We start from the raw sequence: 20568 nt of genomic DNA, 5'->3' as shown, positions 1-20568 counted from the left end.
AGATTGGTCTGCTTTGATGTGTATGCGGCTTTCGACAGCGCTCAACGAATACAAGCGGACTCGTCACGAGCGCTTTCCAGAGGAGCGCAGGACTGTTTCAGGCTCTTTCTCGGGGCACGGTGATCGACTCGTACACGTCGGCGAAGACGGAACGCTAAAGGATTATTCCGACTCGCTCTCCGGGCTCTCCGGTATCGACCGCTCCCGACTCGGAGTTATGCTTGGAGACGAGACACGGTGGTTCAGTGACTTGGAGACGATCCGACAGCACTACTACCGCGAGACACGACTCGTCGAGACCGAATACGACGCGGGATCGTTCACGGTCCACCAGTACGACCTGACGCTGGGACGGGCACACGTCACGCACGTCGCGATGCGCGGGGCGGTTCCACAGAACGCCAAACTCGTGGCGTTCGTCACGCTGGCCCCCGATAGCAGCGACAGCGGCGTCGGCTCGCTGATTCACGAGGATGCCGGACCCGACGACTCGCGGGTGCTTGAAGTGTACCACCGGCGAGAGCACGATTACCTCGCCTCGTCGACCGGGCTGGACGCCGTCGCCGGGCAGCGACCGGAACGCCTCGCCGAGATACTTGCGGACAGCCCGATCGAGTTCCCTCGGTCGGAGCCGGTCGAACGACGCGACCAGACCCGCCTCACCGGCGACTTCCTCGTGACCGCGCCACTCGACCGATCCGGACGCAGCAAGGACACGACGCTGGTCAGTCAGCTCTCGAACCACGACGAGGTCGACCGGGAGACGGCACTGCTCGACCTCGCCGACTGCGTGACGGAGCACACGACCTCCGACGACCTCCGGCAGGCCGGACGGGAGCGAACGCGCATCGACGTGGTCGAAGCCATGCCACGCTCGGACTCGATACGGATGGACCTGCGGGTGCTCGACCTGCTGTCCTCGCCGACAGGCGGCCGCATCGCTGCCCCGGAGTTCGACCCGTTCTACTCGAACTCCGGCGGCTACGGCTACGTCTGGTTCCGCGACGACGCCTCCGTCTCCCGGCATCTGCTCGAAGCCGGGTCCCGACTCGATGTCGACACCGTGGAGATGTTGCTCGAGAGCGCGGAATTCCTCTGTGACAGCCAGCTCTCCGACGGGCGGTGGCCCCACCGCGTCTGGGCCGATACCGGGGACATCGCGCCGGGCTGGGCAAACGCCAGAGTCGAGCACAACGCCGAATCGCCGGAGTATCAGGCCGACCAGACCGCGACCGTCACCGCCTTCCTCGCGACGTTGCTGCGAACGCACCGCAGTAAGATGGACGCCGAACTGACCGCAACGGTTCGAGGGACTATCGAGGCGGCCGTCGATACGCTCGTCCAAGACATCGCGGCCAACGACCTGCCTGAGTCGTGTCAGAACGTCTGGGAGGACTCGGTCGGCCAGTTCACGCACACCACTGCGACGTTCATCGAGGCCTTCGCCGCGGTGGCTCGCGCCCCGATGGCCGAGTCGGTTTGCGAGCGGAGTCTGGCGGCAGCCGATCGGTTGCTCGACGGGCTGGAGACGCTCTGGGACGAAGATCTGGGCGTGTACGTGATGGGGCTAACGAACGGCACGCCGGACCACCGTATCGACGCTGCGGGGCTCCATCTCGCAGATGCGCTGCAAGAGTACGACAGCGTCGAGTCGACCGCGCTTACTGATCAGCATCTCACTCGGCTGGCAGACCACGTGAGTACGACGCTTGACACGCTCTTCCGGAACCCCACAGAGAGCCGGGTCGCGGGACTGGCCCGCTACGAGGGCGACCGTTGGCGGACCGGCCACCAGGACAGCGAGAAGATCTGGACCGTCACGACGGCGATGGGGGCACTCGCCGCCGCCCGCGTCGGCGACATGCTGAACGACCGCGGCGAGGGCGGCGACGCCTACCTCGACCGTGCGAGCGACCTGTACGAACTGCTCGAAGAGGACGGACCGCTCACGACCGACGCCGGCTACCTCGCCGAACAGGCCTTCGACGACGGCGCTCTCGACAGCGCGACGCCGCTTGGCTGGTCCCACGCGTTGCGGCTTCACGCGACCGCACGGCTGGGCGAACTCAACGCGCTCCCGACGACATCGGCCGGGACTGAGGGGCCGAGCGAGCGCCCGACCTGGACCACCGGGGAGAAGTACGGCGTCGGTACCGTCGCCGACCACGACGAGCAGGACCCCTCGCGCGTCTGGTTCACGCTCACCGAGGGCGCGCTGACGGAGGCCCGCTACCCGCAGGTCGACCTGATGAACCTGCGGACGCTGGATTTCCTGGTCCGGTGTACGGACGAGACGGATTACGCCGTCCGGACCCACCGCGAGAACCGCCGGACCGACGACAGCGTCAGGCGACGCGTCGAACCCGTCGACGACGAGGCGCTGCTCTATCGCCACGTTTTCACCGAGACCGGCGACGGCCAGGGCCACGAGTGGACGCTCACCGTCGACTACGCGACCGACCCCGAACACGACGCCATCGTCGCCGACGTGTCTTTCAGCGCCGACGACGGCAAATCATACGACGTGTTCTCCGTCGCAGACATCGCACTCACGAGCACGGTCACCGAGGACCGTGCCATCAGATACGGTCAGCCCGGGAGCTACCACCTCGTCGGTCGGAACCCCCGCGCCTACACCGACCAGACGGACAACGACTTGCTCGTCGACGAGAACGGCGACGCCTACTCTATCGCCGTGGCGATGGCCGCGGCCGGGCGCTTCGACTGGGCAACCGTCGGTGCGGCCGGCAGCGACCACCTCGACGGGCTGTACTCCGACGGTGATCTCCCGGACCCGGTCGAGTCCATCGACGGGACGAACCTCGTCCTCATCGGTCGGCTGGATTCGGGAACCAGAGTCAGCGACACGGTTGCGCTTGGCTTCGCGCGACAGGCTGACACCGCCGCCGCGCTGGGCGAAGCCGACGGCGCGCTCGACCGCGGCTACGAGACGGTCAGTGCCGAGTACGCTGACAGCTGGGGCGACTTCCTTTCGGACAAGCAGCTCCCGGACTCGGTCGCTGACGACGACGCGCTGGCGAACCAGTACAGAACCGCGCTGATGACGCTTCTGGCCGTGGAGGACAAGACCTACCACGGGGCGTCTATCGCCTCGCCGTCAGTGCCGTGGGGCGAGGCCGTCCACGCCGAGGAGCCCAAGGGTTACGGGTACAATTTCGTCTGGTCCCGGGACCTGTACCAGGTGTTCAGCGTGTTCGACGCCATCGGGTCCCTAGATATCGCGACGGACCAGCTGGAGTACATCTACCAGTACCAGCAGGACGAGGCCGGCTTCATCCCACAGAACACCTACATCAACGGGACGACCCGCTGGGGCGGCGAGCAGATGGACAACATCTCGTTCCCGCAGGTGATGGCCTACCGCCTCGCCGAGAGCGGCGTCGACTTCGAGGACGTCGAGTACAGCTACGAGAACGTCCGGCGGTCGGCCGAGTACGTCGTCCGCCACGGCCCCGAGACTGCACAGGAGCGCTGGGAGGAGGAGGCCGGCTTCTCGCCGTCCTCGATTGCGGCCGAAATCGCGGGGCTCGCGTGTGCGGCGAAGCTCGCGCTGGACACCGGTCACGAGGCCGACGCGCTCGTCTGGCTGTCGCTGGCTGACCAGTGGGCGAACAACGTCGAGGCCTGGACCGCGACCGAGACCGGGACCGAGCGCCACACCAACACGCCCTACTACACGCGGATCACGCTCGATGGCAACCCCGAGATGGGACACCTCCGGACGCTCGCCAACGACGGTCCGACGCTCGACGAACGCAACATCATCGACGGCGGCTTCCTCGAACTCGTCCGGCTGGGCATCAAGCCCGACGACGACGAAACGATCCGGAACTCGCTCGTCGAAGTCGACGACACGATCAGCGTCGACACGGAGTACGCGCCCGGGTTCTACCGGTACAACGGTGACGGCTACGGCGAGCGTGGCCGGGACGACCAGGGCGCGCCGTGGACGGTCGAACACAAGGGGAAGGGTCGCCTCTGGCCACTGCTCACCGGCGAGCGCGCCGAGTACGAACTCCATCGTGACGACCCGGACATCCCGCCCGAGAACGGTCTCCGAATGATGCAGGACGTGGCGAACTCGGGCCGGATGATCGCCGAACAGATCTGGGACCGGGGCCACGCGACCGAGTACGACTGGGAATTCGCCGAAGGGACCGGCTCGGCGACGCCGCTGGCGTGGTCGATGGCCCAGTACGTGCGGCTGGCCCACGGCATCAGCGCCGGCGAACCGGTCGAGACGCCCGCGTTCGTCGACGACCGCTATCGGGAGCGGCGCGCGCACACGCCCGACCGCAGCCCCGCACTCCGCGTCGACACGCAGTTCCGCGGGAACGAACTGGTCGTCTCCGGCGAGACGACCGGCGTCTGTGTCGTCGTCAAGACCCCTGCCGACATCACGTACATCCCCGTCGAGGACCGTGAATTCGAGGTCGCGGTCGACGTCGACCCCGGTGAGAACCAGGTGATCGTCGCCGCCGCGGACGACGAGGATCTGGTCACTGCCGGAACAACTGTCTGGCAGCTAAACCTATAGGAAATCCAACAAGTAGTTACCACTTTATAATTCGGGTCTGACTGTGGGATATGGACGCGATAGTTTTAGCTGGCGGCTACGCGACACGGTTGTGGCCGATCACGCGACGTCTGCCGAAAATGCTACTCCCGGTCGGTGAAACGACCGTTATCGACGGCGTTCTCCAGTCACTGGAAGACGACGACCGAATCGGGACGACGTACCTCAGCACGAACGAGGCCTTCGCCGACGAGTTCGAAGCCCACATCGACGAGATGGGCTATGAAAAAGTCCAACTCTCCGTCGAGAGTACGGCTGACGAAGACGAGAAGTTCGGCGTCGTCGGCGCGCTCGCACAACTGATCGACCGCGAAGGTATCGACGACGACCTGTTCATCATCGGCGGCGACAACCTGATCGGCTTCGACCCCTCGGAGTTCCTCGACTTCTTCGAGGCGCGCGACGGGCCGGCACTGGCCGCCTACGACGTGGGCTCGCGGGAGAAAGCCAAGTCCTACGGACTGGTCGAACTCGACGGCGAGCGCGTCATCGACTTTCAGGAGAAACCTGACCATCCCAACAGCACGCTCGTCTCGATTGCCTGTTACGCCTTCCCGGCCGACTCGCTCCGCTTCGAGGAGTACCTCTCGGGCGACAACAACCCCGACGAACCGGGCTGGTACATCGACTGGCTGCAACAGCAGGAACCGGTGTCCGCGTTCACGTTCGACGATGTCTGGTTCGACATCGGGACACCCGAGTCGTACTTCGAGACCGTCGAGTGGAAACTCGACGGCGGGTCGCTCATCCACCCCGACGCGACCGTCGAGAACTCCGAGATCGGTGACACCGTCCACGTGATGGCCGGCGCAGAAGTGACCGACAGCAGCCTCGACCGGACCATCGTCTTCCCGGACGCCGAGGTCAACGACTGCGACCTCGACGAAACGATTCTCGGTGAAGACGTCCACGTCGAAGGGTACAACATGTCAGGGTCGCTCATCATCAACCGCTGATGGCTCGCTCACCCGAGCGACTGCTCGGGCGTGGGATTCGGTACGGCCCGCCCTCGGTCACCGGACCGCTGGCGAAGGACTAAGTGACACAGCGTCGTTTACTCGCCGTACGAGAGATACCTGACAACATGGCACAAACAGAAACGGAGCCAGTCACGTTCGAGATGACAATCGACGACGGCCGGACCAGAATCGACGTCTCGGGCGACCGCGACACGGCCGTCGTGGTCCGCTCGAAATCGGGCGAGAAGATATACCTGCCGCCGGAGGATTTCGACCGGCCGCCGGAGGACAGGCAGACACCCTACGACAGCCCCTACCAGTCGGCTGACGGGACCGCCGATAGCCCGTATCGGACGCAGACGGACACAACGTCCGTGACGGGACTGGAGCCAACCGCCGACGGCTACCTGATCGTTCATCCGGAACCGGTCACGGACGTTCGCTTCCTCCGCTGATCGCGGCCGGTCAGGCCCCGTTCAGAACCTCGTGGTAGAACTCGACGTGTTCGTCAGCGACTTCGCCCCAGGTCCGAACGTCGTACTCGATGGGTGTCGACAGCGATAGCGCGTGCTCGATCCCCTCGGCGATAGAGTCCGAATCGGGTTCGACCTCGATGACACAGTCTTCGTTGAGAAGTTCCGCGGCCCCGCTCTCGCAGGCGACGACGCGCGTCCCGACCGACAGCGCTTCGACGATAGTGATGCCGAACGGTTCCGCTAGCGACGGCGAGACGAACAGGTCGGCGCTGTTGTAGTAGTCTCCGAGTTCCGACTGGGGGAGATACCCCGGGAAGTAGACCCGATCCTCGACGCCCAGCAGCTCGGCGAACCGTTCGAGCTGTTCGGTGAGATGGCCCGAGCCGCCAAGCACCAGACTCACGTCGTCCCGGCCGAGCTTCGAGAGCGCGTACAGCAGGTACGACAGCCCCTTCTGGTCGGTGTGCCGGCCGACGAAAAACAGCATCTTCCCGTCGATACCAAGCTCCGCCTTGATATCCCGGCCCGTCGGCTCTACCGACGAGAACCCGTTGTAGATGACCGTCGAGTCGGCGTCGTACTGCTCACGGATCCGCCGTTGTGTGAATTTGCTCACCGCGACGAGGTGGTCCGAGCGGTTCGCGACCCGCTGTTCCGTCTCGACTTCCCGCTGTGGCGGCGTCACGTTACGGTCCGCCGACAGCGAGTGGAACGTCGAGATCCATTCGAGGTCGTGGGACGATTTGGCCCGTGATCCGGGGTTGTAGCCGAACCAGTCGTTCGTGTGGATGATGTCGGCGTCGGCCGCCTTGTCGGCGAACTCCCCGGCCAGCCGGCCGATGCGGGTGATGATGTCACCGCTCCCCGTCGAGACGCCGTGGATGCCGTCGCGGTCCGGCGGCGCGTACTCCGCGGGTAACACCAGCTCGAACTCGACATCGTCTCTCGGTTCGAGCTGTTCGAACAGCTCCCCGATAGCGGTATCAAGCCCGCCGGTGATGTTGGGTGGGAACCCCCAGCCAAGCATCAGAACGTTCGGTGGCATCTCTGTTACTGGCTCACTCATCGTAGCATCAAATGGATACAATATATATGTTTGCGTGCGCCGCTCTCTGGACCCTCAAGCAGTTACAACAGCAGTCAACAACCCCGCCCATTGAAATGCCTGTCAGGGCAACAGGTGCGTATGCAATTCCAACGGCAGAGTGGCGTGTTCCTCCACCTGACGTCGCTCCCGGGGCCACACGGTATCGGTGATCTCGGTGCCGGAGCGCGGGCGTTCGTCGACTTCCTCGACCGGGCGGACCAGTCGCTGTGGCAGTTCTGCCCCTTCGGACCCACGGCGAGCATCCACGGGAACTCCCCGTACCAGTCGTCGTCTGCTTTCGCCGGGAACCCGCTGCTCATCGACCTCCGCAAGCTTGTCGACCGCGGGTATCTAACCGAGGGCGATATCGAACCACCGGAGGACCTCTCACAAGAGCACGTCAACTACGATCGCGTGACCGAGTTCAAGAAGGCCCGACTCCGAGACGCGCACACCGCCTTCGACGAGAGCGCAAGCGACGCAGACCAGCAGTCGTTTGCCGAGTTCTGTGAGCGTGAGGCGGGCTGGCTGGACGACTACGCGCTGTTCACGGCACTGAAAACCGAGTTCGACGATGCCGGCTGGATGGACTGGCCGGACGACATCAGAACGCGCGAGCCAGCGGCAATGGAGCGATATCAGGAGGAACTGGCCGACGACATCCGCTACCACAAGTTCGTCCAGTGGTGTTTCGATAGCCAGTGGCAGGCACTAGCCGAGTATGCGGCCGAGCGGGATATCGGCCTCGTCGGCGACCTCCCCATCTACGTCGGCCTCGATTCGGCGGACGTCTGGGCGCATCCCGAGGTGTTCCGACTCGACGACGGCCACCAGCCTGCGGAAGTGGCCGGCGTTCCGCCAAATCCCGGCGACGACGGACAGCGATGGGGGAATCCCGTCTATGACTGGGAGACGCTCCGTGCGAACGACTACGGCTGGTGGGTCGACCGGTTCGAGCGGCTGTTCGACCTCGTCGACATCGCCCGCATCGACCACTTCAAGGGCTTCGACGAGTTCTGGTCGATTCCCGCAGCGGCGGACGACCCGGCCGCCGGGCAGTGGCGCGACGGCCCCGGCGCGCACTTCTTCGAGACAGTTAGGGACAGGCTCGGAGACCTCCCGTTTTTCGTCGAGGATCTTGGCTTTCTCGACGAGAGTATCGTCGCGCTCCGGGACGAGTTCGGCTTCCCCGGGATGCGGGTCCCGCAGTACGCCGACTGGTGCGAAGAAGGGCACATGTACCAGCCGATGCACTACCCGGAGTCGGCCGTCGGCTACACGTCGACCCACGACACGGACACCATCGTCGGCTACTATCGCGGCCTTTCGGATCGCCAGCGTGACTGCCTCCAGTACAACCTCGGCACTGACGGGGAGGAAATCAACTGGGACCTGATCGAGGCGGTGTGGAACTCGAACGCCGTCGTCGCGATGACGACCATGCAGGACTTGCTCGGCCTCGGTAGTGACGCACGGTTCAATGTCCCCGGCACGGCGACCGGGAACTGGCAGTGGCGGGTGACCGAAGCCGCGCTTGACGCCGACGTTGCCGAGCGGCTCCGCCAGGTCACCGACAGGACAATCCGATAAGACCCTTCAGAACTGCAGGATGCCGTCCTCCGTGACAACCGTATCGAGCAGGCGGGTCGGCGTCGCGTCGTAGCCCGGATTGCCGATGTCGAACCCCTCCGGCGGTTCGAGCATCACGTCCGAACCTTGCCGGAACGTGTTTCTGAAGGAGAAGCCGCTACCGATGAACTTCGACGAGGTTCCGACGACAGTCACGGGAACATCCATCTCGTTAGCCGTCGCGGCCAGCGGTAGTGTTCCGATACGGTTGTACACCGTGTCGTCGATGAGGCAGTTCATGCCGACGAAGACGCGGTCGGCCTCCGAAAGGTAGTGGCCCGCTGCACCGTCGACGATGAGCGTCACGTCGGCCCCGTCGCGGTCGGCCAGCTGGCGGGCTGTCCGTCGGCCCAGGAAATGCGGCCGGGACTCCCTCGCGTACAGATGGAATTCCTTGCCGTCGTCCAGCGCCGCCATGAGCGTCGCCATCACCGTCGAGGAGTTCTCGTGTGTCACCAGTACGTCGCCGTCGTCGATGAGCGTCGCCGCTCGCTCCGCCGCGCGGTCCTTGCTGGTCTCGATTTCCGTGACGACCTCGTCGATCGTGTCGAGCAGTCGCTCCTTGGCCGCCGAGACAGAGTCGAGGTCGGCGTCTTTCAGATCCGTCACGATGCGTTGCTGCGTGGTGTACAGAGGCGCGTGCGAGCGGTTCGCCCGCTGGAGTGCGCTGCTGTTGCGCTCGACGACGCGAAGGAAGTCCTCGACCGTGTGGCACTCGCGGTCTGTCAGTTCGCGGAGCGCCTTGGCGGCTTTCACGGCGGCAATCGAGGAGCTCTGTGTTTCCATCTCCTCGATCTGCCGCACGGTCTCGTTTATCATGAGAGCATGTGCGGCTGCCACCCTTATAACGGTACAGTCAGCCGATAGTCCTCTTTCTCGGCTTGGGTCAGGGCAACAATGAGCGTGGTTACGCTGACCCGACCACGTCTTCGTCAGTCGGGCCCTGCCCGTCGAACTCGGCCACGAGCGCGTCCAGTTGTTCTGGGTCGTCGACGTTCGGGAGTGTCTGGTCCGCAGTCCGGCAGGCAGCGTCGACGCCGAGGTCGTCACAGACGAGGTCGGCCGTCGCCTCGGCCATCTGTCGGTAGGTGGTCAGCTTGCCGCCGACGATGCTCGCCATGTTGTCGACGCCGTCGTCGGCGTGGTCGAGCAGGAAGAAGCCCCGCGAGATACCACGGCCGCGCTCCGCCTCGTCGGGCGCGTACAGCGGCCGGACGCCCCACCAAGTCCGGACTTCGGACGCGTCCGCGACTGCCGGCAGCATCGCCGCACATTCCTCGATACTCTCTTCGACTTCCCACTGCTCCGTCTCGTACTCGTCCGGGTTGCGGACCGGCACGCTCGTCGTCCCGAGGACAGCCTCGCGCTCGTGTGGCACGACGATATCGCCGTCGTCGGGGTCCCGACAGCGGTTGAGCACCGGCCCGAGGTCGTCGTACTCGACAGAGACCATCACGCCCCGCGTCGGTTGCATTTCGACGTCAAGGCCGGCCAGTGCGGCGAACTCGCCCGCCCACGCACCGGTCGCATTGACGACGTAGCCGGCTTCGATAGTGTCCTCGACGGTCCCGCCGACCCGCACACCGGCGACTTGGTCTTCGACGAGTACGTCTTCGACGGGCGCATGTGGGTGTATCGCCGCGCCGTGGTCGCGTGCGTCTGCGGCGTTCGCAGCGACGAGCCGCGACGGATAGATGACGGCGTCGGGAACTTCGAACGCGCGCTCGACATCTGACGCGAGGTCGGGCACGCGCTCACGGGCCGCGTCGGCGTCCAGCGTCTCTACGGGAATACCGATCTCCTCGCAGGCCGCCCGCTTGGTCTCGAAGTAGTCAGGGTCGTCTCCGGCAAGCTGGACGAACAACCCACCGGTGTCACGGATGCATTCTCCGGCGATTTCCTTGAGTATCCGGTTTTCGGTGATGCACTCCTCGGCACCGATCTGATCCGCCTCGGCGTAGCGGGCCCCGCTGTGCAGCAGTCCGTGTGAGCGCCCGGAGGTACCGCTTGTCAGGCCGTTCCGCTCAACAAGCGTCACGTCGACGCCACGGAGTGCAAGGTCACGAGCGACGCCAGCGCCGGTCGCCCCACCACCGACGACGAGGACATCCGTCTCAATTGCCATGTATATGATTAGGGTAGCTGACGTAAGGGTCCTCCGATACCGGGGGTTTCGGCAACTGTGCGACCCGTTTCAGTGACAGTCCCCATCTCAAACGACGGCGACGCACACGGCGTAACAGTGCTACTGTTTCGAGCAACTAACAGCCGGTTTCGGCGGCCAGTACCGTCGACCACGCGCAGGAAAAACAGCAGAGATGCCGTTTCGAGCCGACTGTCGCTACATCGCGTTCGACGAGCGCCGCGGCGGCCTCAGATATCCTGCCCGGTCGGCCTGATCAGGAGTTCGTTCACATCCACGCGGGCGGGCTGGCTCGTCGCGTACACGATGCCACGAGCGATATCGTCGGGGTGGAGCATCGGGAGGTCCATCTCCGCGAACCGCTCCAGCACCTGTTCGTCCGGCACGTGTGTCGCGAGCTCCGTATCGACAGCCCCCGGTTCGATAACCGTCGTCCGGATGCCCTGTGTCGTCACTTCCTGCCGGACTGCCTCAGTGAACGCGTTCACCCCGAACTTCGTCGCGTTGTAGCCGCTCGAATCGGCCGACGCGCGGCGTCCCGCGACGGAGGAGACGTTGACGATGTGGCCACTCTCCTGCTCTTGCATGACCGGGAGTACCGCGTGGGTGAGGTTCATCAGTCCGAGCAGGTTCACCTCGACCATCTGTCGGAGGTTCGAGCGGTCTGCCCGTTCCAACGGTTCGAGAAGCATCACGCCGGCGTTGTTGACGAGAATATCGATGCGACCGTACTCGTCTGTTGTCGCCTCGACCAGCGAGTCGATGTCGTCCTCGTCGGTGACGTCGGTCGGTACAACCAGCGCATCCCCACCAGATGACTCGATTCGGTCCGCAAGGGCCTCCAGTTCGTCAGCGCGCCGGGCTGCGAGAACGACGCTCGCGCCCGCGTCGGAGAGGGCCTCCGCAGTCGCCTCACCGATTCCCGATGACGCGCCGGTGACAATCGCAACGTCGCCTGCAAGTCGCTGTGTGCTCTGGTCGTCGTCTGTCTCGGATTTATCTGCCATCAGTGTTCAGTAGCTGCGACAGCCACGAGCGTGCTTTGCTTACTGATAAGCCCATTTATAAGGTGGCAGGGAAGCCGCGGTCAAACAGGAGCGTGGTTACTGTGCGAGTGCGTTCCGGAACTGGTCGGGACCGACCGTCGAACTGATGAGCTGTTTTTCGGCTCGGCGCAGGAGGTCGGACGCTGCGGCGGCCGACACGTCGAGTTTGTCGGCGAGTTCCGCCGTCGAACACCGACGCGGGGAGTCGTAGTACCCCGAGGAGAGGGCGATGGACATCGCCCGATACTGCCTGTCCGTGAGGCCGAACTGGTCCCGTTCACCGGGATTCTCGGGGTCTGAGGCGATGTTCAGTAGTTCGAGCGGGATGTCGTTGACCGCACACCGGTCCTGTAGTGCACTGAACGCGTCGTAGTCCGAGAACACCTTCTGTTCCCGTATTCCTTCGCCGGTGACCGTCGCATCCATCGCAACGCCCTCGAACTCTTCCGGGTCATGTGACGCAATGAGACTCGACGCGTCGTCGACGACCACTTTGTAGAACCAGCCATCGGCCGTCTGCCCGATCTCCGCCGCGTCGGTGATCTGTGGCCGCGCGTCGAGTTCGCGCTCGAAGGCGTCGCGAGAGCCAGCGTCGACGCTAACTGTAAGCAGCAGTCTTCCGTCTTCGAGGCCGACAGCGTTCGAAATCGAGAGTTCGCCGCTCGGAATTGAGTCCGCCACGCCGACCAGCGGAAGCGTCTCGTCCGCGAGAAGGATTTCAGCAACGATGGCCATAGCGTGCCATCGGATTCGACGTATATAGTCACCAGCATAGCGATTACAGGCACGTGCCGACAGCCCCGTTCCGCGTTCGCAGCCGCTCAGTCAGAACTGGACGCCGCCTCACCATTCAGCAATCGCTGTAGCTGTTCGATCAGGGAGCGGCTTGCGGGCTGCCCACGATACACCCGCACGGAATCGAAGCCGGCGTAGCCGTGGTCCCCGGAGTCGTCGCGCTCCCAGTACAGCCATGCTGTCTCCTCCCCACCGTCGAAGCCCATCTCGTCGACTGGGAACGTGAGAACGAGCGACGCCTGGCCGTCCGCAGCATCGTCGTCCGGTTCTCTGATCTCGCCCCCGTCGACGGGCCGAGCACCCTCGCCGTCTTCCAGTACAAGGCGCGAGCCGAACCGATAGCGGACGGCCCGCTCCGTAGGGTCGAACGTCTCGCTGTCCCCGTCGCTGTTGACGAACTCTGACTGCTTGACTGCGACGGTGATGGTGTCGTGCTCCGACAGGTCGATGAAGTTCTCCGCGTTCTCGGGCTGGATGTCGATCGCGAGCTGAACTGGGAAATGGGCCGCCGCGACACTGCTCAGGCTCGGAACCGCTGCCGCGGTCGCTGCTGTGCCAAGTGCTCCTTTGATGACCCGTCGTCGTGTGGCGGTTGCCGACTTTGTGCTATCATTGCTCGTCGCTGACTGCCTTTCTTTCATCCAAATGACCGATCCGCTGGCACAGTTATGATAATTCTGGTGCATATCTCGAAACACTGAGTGATGGCAGACAACGGCCTTAAAAGCAGTTTCAGATCGCTTACTTAGCGGTTTTTTGACGTTATCAGAGGACCCTATTGTGTTCGTATGCTTCTATGCTGACAGGCATTTTTATGGCTTGTCCGGTCCCTCGTTACCCTGAACTAGACTATTATATTTTAATTAAATTTCTCAAAACAAAGCCTACAACTTTAAATACAATAGTTAATTTAAAGCTGCGTATGACTGCACAGGCTGGCAGGGAGACCGCACCGGAGGTTCCCGCACCGATGCCACCGGACGCCGCCGACGCCTGGTACGCGCCGGACGTTCGTGAGCAAGACGAGGTGTATCCGGGGGTCGTCGTGACTGTTCGACGGGGACGGAATGGGTTCCGGTACGACGTCCGCGACCCGGTGCTTTCAGCGGCAGAGGCCGACGCACTGTCGACTGTCGAGTCACACTTCGCAGGTGCGAACATCGAGCGTCCACGGACGCGTGAGGGGGCAGTGGAGCGAATGGACGGGGGGTTCGACGCCAAACACCGTCGGGTCATCGACCGATTGATCGACGCGTCGCCAGCGAGCCGTCGTCGAATCGAGTATCACGCGCTCTCGTCACTGGCGTGTTTCGACGACCTGACTCCGTATGCGCTGGATTCACGCATCGATGTCGCCGACGTGACTGACGACGGTGTCGTCGTCCATACCGATGATTACGCCCCGGCCGAAACCGACCTCGGTCCGGACCCAGCGTATCTCAACCGATTCGCGAGCGAGCGCGTCGAACGCCACACCGTCCGGTTTCAGGGCTTCGCGATTCCGGTCGTCGTCTACCGCGAGCATCTCCTCGGTGCCGATCCGTTCACGACGAAGTACGCAGTTCGAGAGCCGGACCTGCTCCCCGGCGACGAACAGCTCATCGAAGTGTGCAAGGAGCGCGTCTGGGAGACCGGCGTCAACGGCGTCGTCGAGGACCGCGTTGAGTTCGTCCGGGAACGCGCTCGATCACTGCTCGCCCGGCAGCTAACTGTCCGTAACACGACAGAGTGGGTCGACGCTGCCCGCTACCGGCTACGCTCGGCGCTGGCCGAACTGGATCTGGCCGTGCCGCCGGTTGACCACCGGTTCGCCGACGACCGCCTTGACGACCTGCTGTACTACGTCCTTCGGGATCTAGTCGGCTACGGAAAACTTACTGTCCCGATCCGGGACCACACGCTAGAGGACATCGAGGCGAACCGGGTCGACGAACGCGTGAAGGTCCTCCCGCGCGCCGACCTCGGCCACGACGGCCGCGTCCCGACCAATCTCGCCTTCGACTCCGAGGCGGCCTTTGTCAACGTCGTCACGCAACTGGCCGCCGACGACGGCGTTGAACTCAACGCCTCGAACCCGAGCGCGAAGGTCAACATCGACCCCGACGGCGACGGCCTCCACGACGCCGACGACACCATCCGCTGTGCCGTTGCCCTGCCAACTATCAGCGAGGGCGGGCCCCACATCTCTATCCGGAAACAGTCGGGCGATGCGATGACACCGGTCGACTTAGTCCAGCGTGATTCGCTGCCGACGGAACTCGTCGCGCTGCTGTGGCTCCTGTATGAATCTCACGGCGTCGTTCTCTTTTCGGGACCCACCGGAGCCGGCAAAACGACCCTGATGAATGCTCATATGCCATTTATCCCGTACCGGGACCGCCCCATCAGTATCGATGAAGGGTCACGCGAAGTCCGCATTCCTCACGAGACAGGCGTTTCGCTCACCACTCGGGACCACGAGCGGGACCACCGCCGCGTGACGATGGCCGATCTAATGACGCAGTGCAATTATCTCAATCCGGATGTCGAGGTCATCGCGGAGATCAATACGGCTGCGTCGTTCGAAACCTTCGCTGAAACGCTCAACACCGGCCACGGCGTTATCGGGACGACCCACGCCGACGACATCGAATCGCTGGTCAACCGCGTTATCGAGAAGGGCGTACCGACCTACCTGCTCAAAGAGATCGACCTCGTCGTGTTCCCTCGGCACGTCGATGGTGAGCGCTACGTCGGCGAGGTAGTCGAGTTCGTCGACGACCCGTCTGTCGTCGAAGGTGGGAACGACCGGAGCGGGACGATACACAAGGACGGGACGACTATCCACTGGAACTCCGTCTGCTGGCGACGGCCCGACGGGAACTTCGAACTCTCCTACGACCACCCGCAGTTCGGCGACGACCGGCGGCAGGTCGACACCGGCATCTTCGACCGACTCTCGGATCTCCGTGACGAACCAGTCTCGGCCGTCGAGGACGCGTTCCACCGTCGCCACCGTTACGTCCAGTACCTCGTTCAGGAGGGGCTGACTGATTTCGACGACCTGTTCGGCGTGCTGGCCGATCTGGAGACGAACGAGGCAGCGACCGTCGAGCGACTGCGGCGACAGGCCGGGACCCCCGATAATCCGCACTTGGAGGTCGGTACGGGTGACGACTGAGGGCAGCGGGACACTCGGCTTGCTCGACCGGGGCCTGTACGCCCTGTTTGCCCACCATGCAGAGGACGACCGCCACGCAAGTACGCGCGACCGCTACCGGGCCGCCTATCCGAGCGCCGGCTTCGGCGTCTACGTCGCCAGAGTGTACGGGCTCTCGTGGCTAGCGCTCTGTGTCGGTGTTGTCGGAACTGCCACGATAGCGATGCTCGTGCCGCCAGGGACCTTCGACTCGTTCGTCGCGGTACTCCAGCAGAGCCTTCCAGTGATTAACCGACTGGCGCTACCGGAAGTCCCTCGCCTTCTCGTGGCCACTATTCTCGGAGCCGTCGCTGGACTCACGCTCAAACGGGGCGTGTTCGTCGCCGGGAACCGGTATCTCTCGTGGGTCGCAAGCGCGCGGCGCGCAGACATCGCAGCCACGCTCCCCGGCGCAGTCCGATACCTCAGAGTTCTCGCCTCCGGTACCCACGACCGGCGCGAGATGCTACGTGCCGTTGCCGAACAGGACGCCTACGGTGAGACGGCGGTCGCCTTCCGGCGTGCACTCAATCAGGGCATTCTCACCGGGAGTCTTGACACCGGAATTGAACGGGTCGCCAGCGAAACCCCTTCTCGGGACCTGCTCGCGCCGTTCCTACTGAAGTTCCGCGAACACGCGAACCAGAGCGCCGAGGCACTAGAGGGATATCTGGAGATGGAGGGTCGCTTGCTCTCACACGAGCAGAGCCGACAGCACGAACGGGCGACCGGCTATCTCGAACTCCTCGCGGAACTATTCGTCGTGTTGCTGGTGTTGCCCGCGCTCGTCGTGCTCATCGTCACTGTGATGGGTATTCTCGCACCCGGCCTCTCCGAACCCGTTGCGACGCCGCTGGGCGAAACGACTGTCCGTGCCATCGTCGTCTACGGGAGTGCAGCGTTCGTGATGGCTGCCGGGTTGCTGGCGGCATTTGTCGTTGCTGCGCTTCGCCCGCGGAACACTGCCGCCCCAAGCTACAGCCTGCCGGATAGCCCCGTCGCCATACTCGCAACGATTCCTTCGAACCCTGCGAGCGCACTCCTCGCCTGCGTACCACTGGGCGCAGTAGTCGCAGCAGGCCTCTGGTCACTGGGCTACCGTCCGGTCAACGTCGCGCTCCTCTCGTACGCCACCGTCGGCGTCCCCGTCGGTGTGGTAACGGTCCGCCGGGCCAGAGCGGACGACGCGAAAGACCGAGAGATTCAGGACTTCGTTCACGCCGTCGCCGGCCACGTCGCGCTGGGCCGCCCGTTTCCAGAGGCGGTCCGACGTGTCGCCGACGACGTGGAACTCGGCGCGCTCGCTAGCGATGTCCAGTCGCTCGCATTCACGCTCTCGCTGGGCGATAGTCCAGGTGATTCCGCGGCCGACCGCCGAGCCGCAGCACTCGATCAGTTCGTCGACCGCGTCGGAACGCCGATGGCAGAACAGACCATCGGACTTGTCGTCGGCGCGTTAGATACAGGAAGTGACGCGGAAGACGTGTTCGAAACGCTCCAGACAGAGATCGGCCAGCTCTATCATCTCCGGAAATCGATCCGTTCCGCTCTGCTCGTCTACGTTGCCGTCGGCTGGACGACAGCGCTGCTCGTCATCGGTATCACCGTCGCCGTCAACGTCTACGTCCTCGATAGCTTCGCACAACTGTCGTCAGTTTCGGGCGGTGCGAACATCGCCTTCGACCCAAGCGCAATCAAACCCGTCCGGGAGCAACACCGGTTCTACGTCGTCACGCAGGCGACGATGCTGGCCTGTGGTTGGTTCGCCGGCACGGCGAGTCGCGGCGTTTACGAAGCGCTGTTGCATTCCTCGGGACTGGTGCTCGTCGCTTACGTCGTCTTCGCGGGGGCTGGTCTGATTTGAGGTCCGACACTGACGCCCAGTCACACGTCGTCGGCGTGGTGCTGTTGCTGGGGCTGACCGTCGTCGCGCTCGGTGGACTAACGGCTGTTGTCGGGACCGTCGTCGACGGCCACACTGCGACCGCCGACGAGGCCCGCGTCGCCAACACGTTCGAGACGACGTTCCGGCCAGTGGAGCAGACGGGCCACCAGACGGCCCGTGTTCGGTTTACTGAAGGACGACTGACCACGGTAAAGCGAGAGCTCCGAGTCCGCAACGACTCCGGCATCCAGCGAACGGTCCCAATCGATGCAGTGGTGTACGAGTCCGGAGACAGCTCTGTCCGATTTCTCGCCGGGAGCGTCGTCCGCGGGACATCGGGGAACGCGTGGCTCGAATCGGACCCGCCGGTGACAGCGACGCGGGACGACACGGCGGTCATCGTCGGCGCGCCGCTCGTCAACGCCAGCGGTGGCACAGTGTCCGGGACGGGTGGTGTGTCTGCAGACATCCGTCAGAACGTCAGCCACGAGCGTGAACGGCTCCCGCCCGACAACTACAGCGTGGCTATCGAGACGGAGACGCCCCGGCCGTTCGCCGAGTACTTCCAGCGTGTCGGTGCAACCACGCAAGTCAAGGACATCGACGGCGACGGCGTCCAGAGCGTCGTAGCGACCTTCCCGGGCCGCCGGACACTGTATCTGGTCCGCCACGATATGCGGACGGAGGTGGGGCATGGATAACCGCGCGCTCAGCACGGTTGTAGAGAAACTGCTGAGCATGGGGATTGTGCTGCTGTACATCGGATTAGTGACGACCACGCTGTACGGCGGCACTGTCCCAGCGTATCAATCCGCTGTCGGGGCGGAACTCGGCGACCGAACGCTCGCCGAAGCGACGGCCCGCGTCGAACAGGCTATCCCACCCGATGCCCGGACCGTCTCGGCGACGGTTCGGGTGTCGCTACCGGAGACCATCGACGGGGCAGGATACAGCATCCGGACTGACGGAACTGCTCTGGTCCTCGACCATCCCGACCCAGAGATCGGCGGCCGTACACGGCTGGTGTTGCCCGATAGCGTCGATACTCTCGAAGGCGAATGGCAGAGCGGCAGTCCAACCGTGGTCACGGTTTCCGGAACGCGAGGGAGCGTGACGGTGACTCTGGAGGCGGAGCGATGATCACGCTAACCGATCGCTCTGACGGTGACACACGCGCCCAGACATCATTACCAGCGCTCGGCGTCGCGCTCGTGCTTTTGACTGTCGTCACCGGACTGGGGGTCGCCATGGCCGACACCGCAATCGCCGGTGCGGATAGGACCCCCGACGAGCGACGGGTCGCCGCCGCAATTGCTGACCGGCTCGTCGCGGCGGACGGACCGCTGGCCGCCCGGAGCAACGTCCTCAACCAATCTCGGGTGGACGACTTCGACCAGTCGGCGCTGGAGCAGAATGCACCGCCGGCCAGCGAGTATGCGGTCAGCATCGAGTTGGCTGACGAGGAGATAGCACGTAGCGGCACGGTACACGATGGGACACGAATCAGTCGTCTCGTCGTGGTCGAGTCCCGGGAATCACGAACACTCACACCTGACCTGGCGACGACCGACGCGGTGACGCTCCCCCGCCGGAGCGCGCGGGCGACAGTGACAATCGACCCGCCTTCCGGTACGACCGTCTGGACGGTCCGTGCTAACGACCGGGTCGTGCTTCATAACAGAAGCGGGCTGGACGGCAGCTACGAGGTTTCGCTGGTGCCCTACGAGACGACGGAGCTGCGCTTCCAGCGCGCCGGACGACTCGAACCCGGCAACGTGACTGTAGAGTACGACGCCCCGCGGTCGACGAAAGAAACCCTGGTGGTGACCGTCGATGTATAGGGCCCAGCTGCCGCTGTCGCTCGTGGAAGTTGCCCTCGGGACAGTGCTGATTCTCGGCGTCGCGCTCGGGTTTGCTCTAGGGACGCCAGCGCCGGACACACAAGAGCCACAGCTCGACGCCTACGCTTCGGATACGGCGGCGCTGCTCGCTAACGACCCGCCGCGACACAGCGGAGCGACGCGGCTGCAGGAGATCGTGTCGAGTCCGACGGCCTTCGATCGCGAACGGGACGCGCTTTCGAACCGGGTCGCCCGCATCCTGCCCGACAACGTCCTCTTCCGGGTCGAAACACCGCACGGGGCGGTCGGGACACCGACGCCACAGGGCGTCAGCACTGGAACCGCAACTGTGCCAACGGGACACGGGAGTGTCCAAATCATCGTGTGGTACGCATGACCCGGCGCGGACAGCTCGTCCTCGTTGCGGCCACCGTTGTGGCTGTCGCACTTGTCCCGATTCTCTTTGCGTCCCTGCAACTGGGCTATCACGACGACGTTCGGGCGACGGCCGACTACGACGACGATCCCTCGGCTGATGCGCTTCGGGTTCTTGAGCGAGCCGTTGCAACCGAGAGCGCATCCATCCCGAGCCAGTACGCTTGGTCGGCGAACGATTCGGCAGTGGCGGCCGTTCGCACTGGAATGGAACCTCGGCTCGACCGGCTCCAGACATCCCAGATCGAGGACGGTATCCACTACAATATAACCTACAACGGTACTGCGGCACGGCGGTGGAAAGACGCGAACTGTCCCTCCGGACCGGGCCGCCAGTTTGGGGACTGCGTCGCCGACCGTGGCGTCGTCGCTCAGGATCGGGTGGGCCGCACACACGTTCTCGCCGTCGGCTTCGACGTGACGACGACGACCGAACGCGGCGAGACCACTGTCACCGTGGTTCTGGAAACCAGCGGTCGGTCCTCGCGGTGACTGTC

The 20568-nt window shown here is 64.2% G+C and carries 17 protein-coding genes; 11 read left to right on the top strand and 6 right to left on the bottom strand.

Annotated elements, in window-relative coordinates; translation table 11 throughout:
* The first annotated feature begins 22 nt into the window (after positions 1–22).
* The 3 genes from ACYJ11_RS03230 (at position 23) to ACYJ11_RS03220 (ending at position 6011) form a co-directional block, all read left to right on the top strand.
* Positions 23–4558 carry a glycoside hydrolase family 15 protein gene (locus tag ACYJ11_RS03230; RefSeq protein WP_461646702.1) on the top strand — a complete coding sequence of 1512 codons (4536 nt, stop codon included), beginning with the start codon at positions 23–25 and terminating at the stop codon, positions 4556–4558.
* A 50-nt stretch (positions 4559–4608) separates the two neighbouring features.
* A complete protein-coding gene (locus tag ACYJ11_RS03225; RefSeq protein WP_461646701.1) occupies positions 4609–5553 on the top strand; it encodes a sugar phosphate nucleotidyltransferase in 945 nt (314 codons plus the stop codon).
* A 128-nt stretch (positions 5554–5681) separates the two neighbouring features.
* The gene (locus ACYJ11_RS03220; RefSeq protein WP_005537614.1) at positions 5682–6011 is read left to right on the top strand and encodes a DUF7510 family protein; all 330 of its coding nucleotides are present in this window, start codon (positions 5682–5684) and stop codon (positions 6009–6011) included.
* A gap of 10 nt (positions 6012–6021) precedes the next feature.
* Here the strand turns inward: ACYJ11_RS03220 and ACYJ11_RS03215 are convergent, their stop codons facing one another.
* Complete coding sequence (locus tag ACYJ11_RS03215) at positions 6022–7077, bottom strand: glycosyltransferase family 4 protein (protein WP_461647366.1); 1056 nt, start codon at positions 7075–7077, stop codon at positions 6022–6024.
* A 141-nt stretch (positions 7078–7218) separates the two neighbouring features.
* Between ACYJ11_RS03215 and malQ the strand changes: the two genes are divergently transcribed.
* Positions 7219–8709, top strand: coding sequence for a 4-alpha-glucanotransferase (malQ, locus tag ACYJ11_RS03210; protein WP_461646700.1), 1491 nt, complete (start codon positions 7219–7221; stop codon positions 8707–8709).
* Positions 8710–8715: 6 nt separating this feature from the next.
* Here malQ and ACYJ11_RS03205 read toward each other — a convergent pair whose 3' ends face one another.
* The 5 genes from ACYJ11_RS03205 to ACYJ11_RS03185 all read right to left on the bottom strand — a co-directional run bounded on the left by ACYJ11_RS03205 (position 8716) and on the right by ACYJ11_RS03185 (position 13373).
* Positions 8716–9567: a translation initiation factor eIF-2B gene (locus ACYJ11_RS03205; protein WP_461646699.1), complete on the bottom strand. Its 852-nt coding sequence runs from the start codon at positions 9565–9567 to the stop codon at positions 8716–8718.
* Between the two features lie 88 nt (positions 9568–9655).
* Positions 9656–10873 carry an FAD-dependent oxidoreductase gene (locus ACYJ11_RS03200; RefSeq protein WP_461646698.1) on the bottom strand — a complete coding sequence of 406 codons (1218 nt, stop codon included), beginning with the start codon at positions 10871–10873 and terminating at the stop codon, positions 9656–9658.
* 248 nt (positions 10874–11121) lie between these two features.
* A complete protein-coding gene (locus tag ACYJ11_RS03195) occupies positions 11122–11898 on the bottom strand; it encodes an SDR family oxidoreductase (protein WP_005537623.1) in 777 nt (258 codons plus the stop codon).
* Positions 11899–11994: 96 nt separating this feature from the next.
* Positions 11995–12672: a helix-turn-helix domain-containing protein gene (locus tag ACYJ11_RS03190; RefSeq protein WP_461646697.1), complete on the bottom strand. Its 678-nt coding sequence runs from the start codon at positions 12670–12672 to the stop codon at positions 11995–11997.
* Positions 12673–12758: 86 nt separating this feature from the next.
* Positions 12759–13373 carry a hypothetical protein gene (locus ACYJ11_RS03185; protein WP_461646696.1) on the bottom strand — a complete coding sequence of 205 codons (615 nt, stop codon included), beginning with the start codon at positions 13371–13373 and terminating at the stop codon, positions 12759–12761.
* A 281-nt stretch (positions 13374–13654) separates the two neighbouring features.
* On the opposite strand from ACYJ11_RS03185, the gene ACYJ11_RS03180 reads away from it, so the two are divergent.
* From ACYJ11_RS03180 to ACYJ11_RS03150, 7 genes are read left to right on the top strand one after another with little or no spacing between them, the layout of a single operon-like run.
* Positions 13655–15892 carry a type II/IV secretion system ATPase subunit gene (locus ACYJ11_RS03180; RefSeq protein WP_461646695.1) on the top strand — a complete coding sequence of 746 codons (2238 nt, stop codon included), beginning with the start codon at positions 13655–13657 and terminating at the stop codon, positions 15890–15892.
* On the top strand, positions 15882–17774 hold the full coding sequence (locus tag ACYJ11_RS03175; protein WP_461646694.1) for a type II secretion system F family protein: 1893 nt from the start codon (positions 15882–15884) through the stop codon (positions 17772–17774). Before ACYJ11_RS03180 ends, ACYJ11_RS03175 begins: the two co-directional genes overlap by 11 nt.
* Positions 17771–18496 carry a DUF7289 family protein gene (locus ACYJ11_RS03170; protein ID WP_461646693.1) on the top strand — a complete coding sequence of 242 codons (726 nt, stop codon included), beginning with the start codon at positions 17771–17773 and terminating at the stop codon, positions 18494–18496. Before ACYJ11_RS03175 ends, ACYJ11_RS03170 begins: the two co-directional genes overlap by 4 nt.
* Complete coding sequence (locus ACYJ11_RS03165; protein ID WP_461646692.1) at positions 18489–18935, top strand: DUF7266 family protein; 447 nt, start codon at positions 18489–18491, stop codon at positions 18933–18935. The genes ACYJ11_RS03170 and ACYJ11_RS03165 overlap by 8 nt, the downstream gene beginning before the upstream one ends.
* Positions 18932–19636 carry a DUF7263 family protein gene (locus tag ACYJ11_RS03160; RefSeq protein WP_461646691.1) on the top strand — a complete coding sequence of 235 codons (705 nt, stop codon included), beginning with the start codon at positions 18932–18934 and terminating at the stop codon, positions 19634–19636. The genes ACYJ11_RS03165 and ACYJ11_RS03160 overlap by 4 nt, the downstream gene beginning before the upstream one ends.
* Positions 19629–20033, top strand: a complete 405-nt coding sequence (locus tag ACYJ11_RS03155) for a DUF7262 family protein (protein WP_049944098.1) — start codon at positions 19629–19631, stop codon at positions 20031–20033. The genes ACYJ11_RS03160 and ACYJ11_RS03155 overlap by 8 nt, the downstream gene beginning before the upstream one ends.
* Positions 20030–20563: a DUF7261 family protein gene (locus tag ACYJ11_RS03150; protein WP_461646690.1), complete on the top strand. Its 534-nt coding sequence runs from the start codon at positions 20030–20032 to the stop codon at positions 20561–20563. The genes ACYJ11_RS03155 and ACYJ11_RS03150 overlap by 4 nt, the downstream gene beginning before the upstream one ends.
* Positions 20564–20568 lie beyond the last annotated feature (5 nt).

It is taken from the genome of Haloarcula sp. H-GB5, assembly GCF_054850705.1.
Note: the sequence above shows the minus strand (reverse complement) of the source record. Positions and strands in the feature narration are given on the sequence as shown.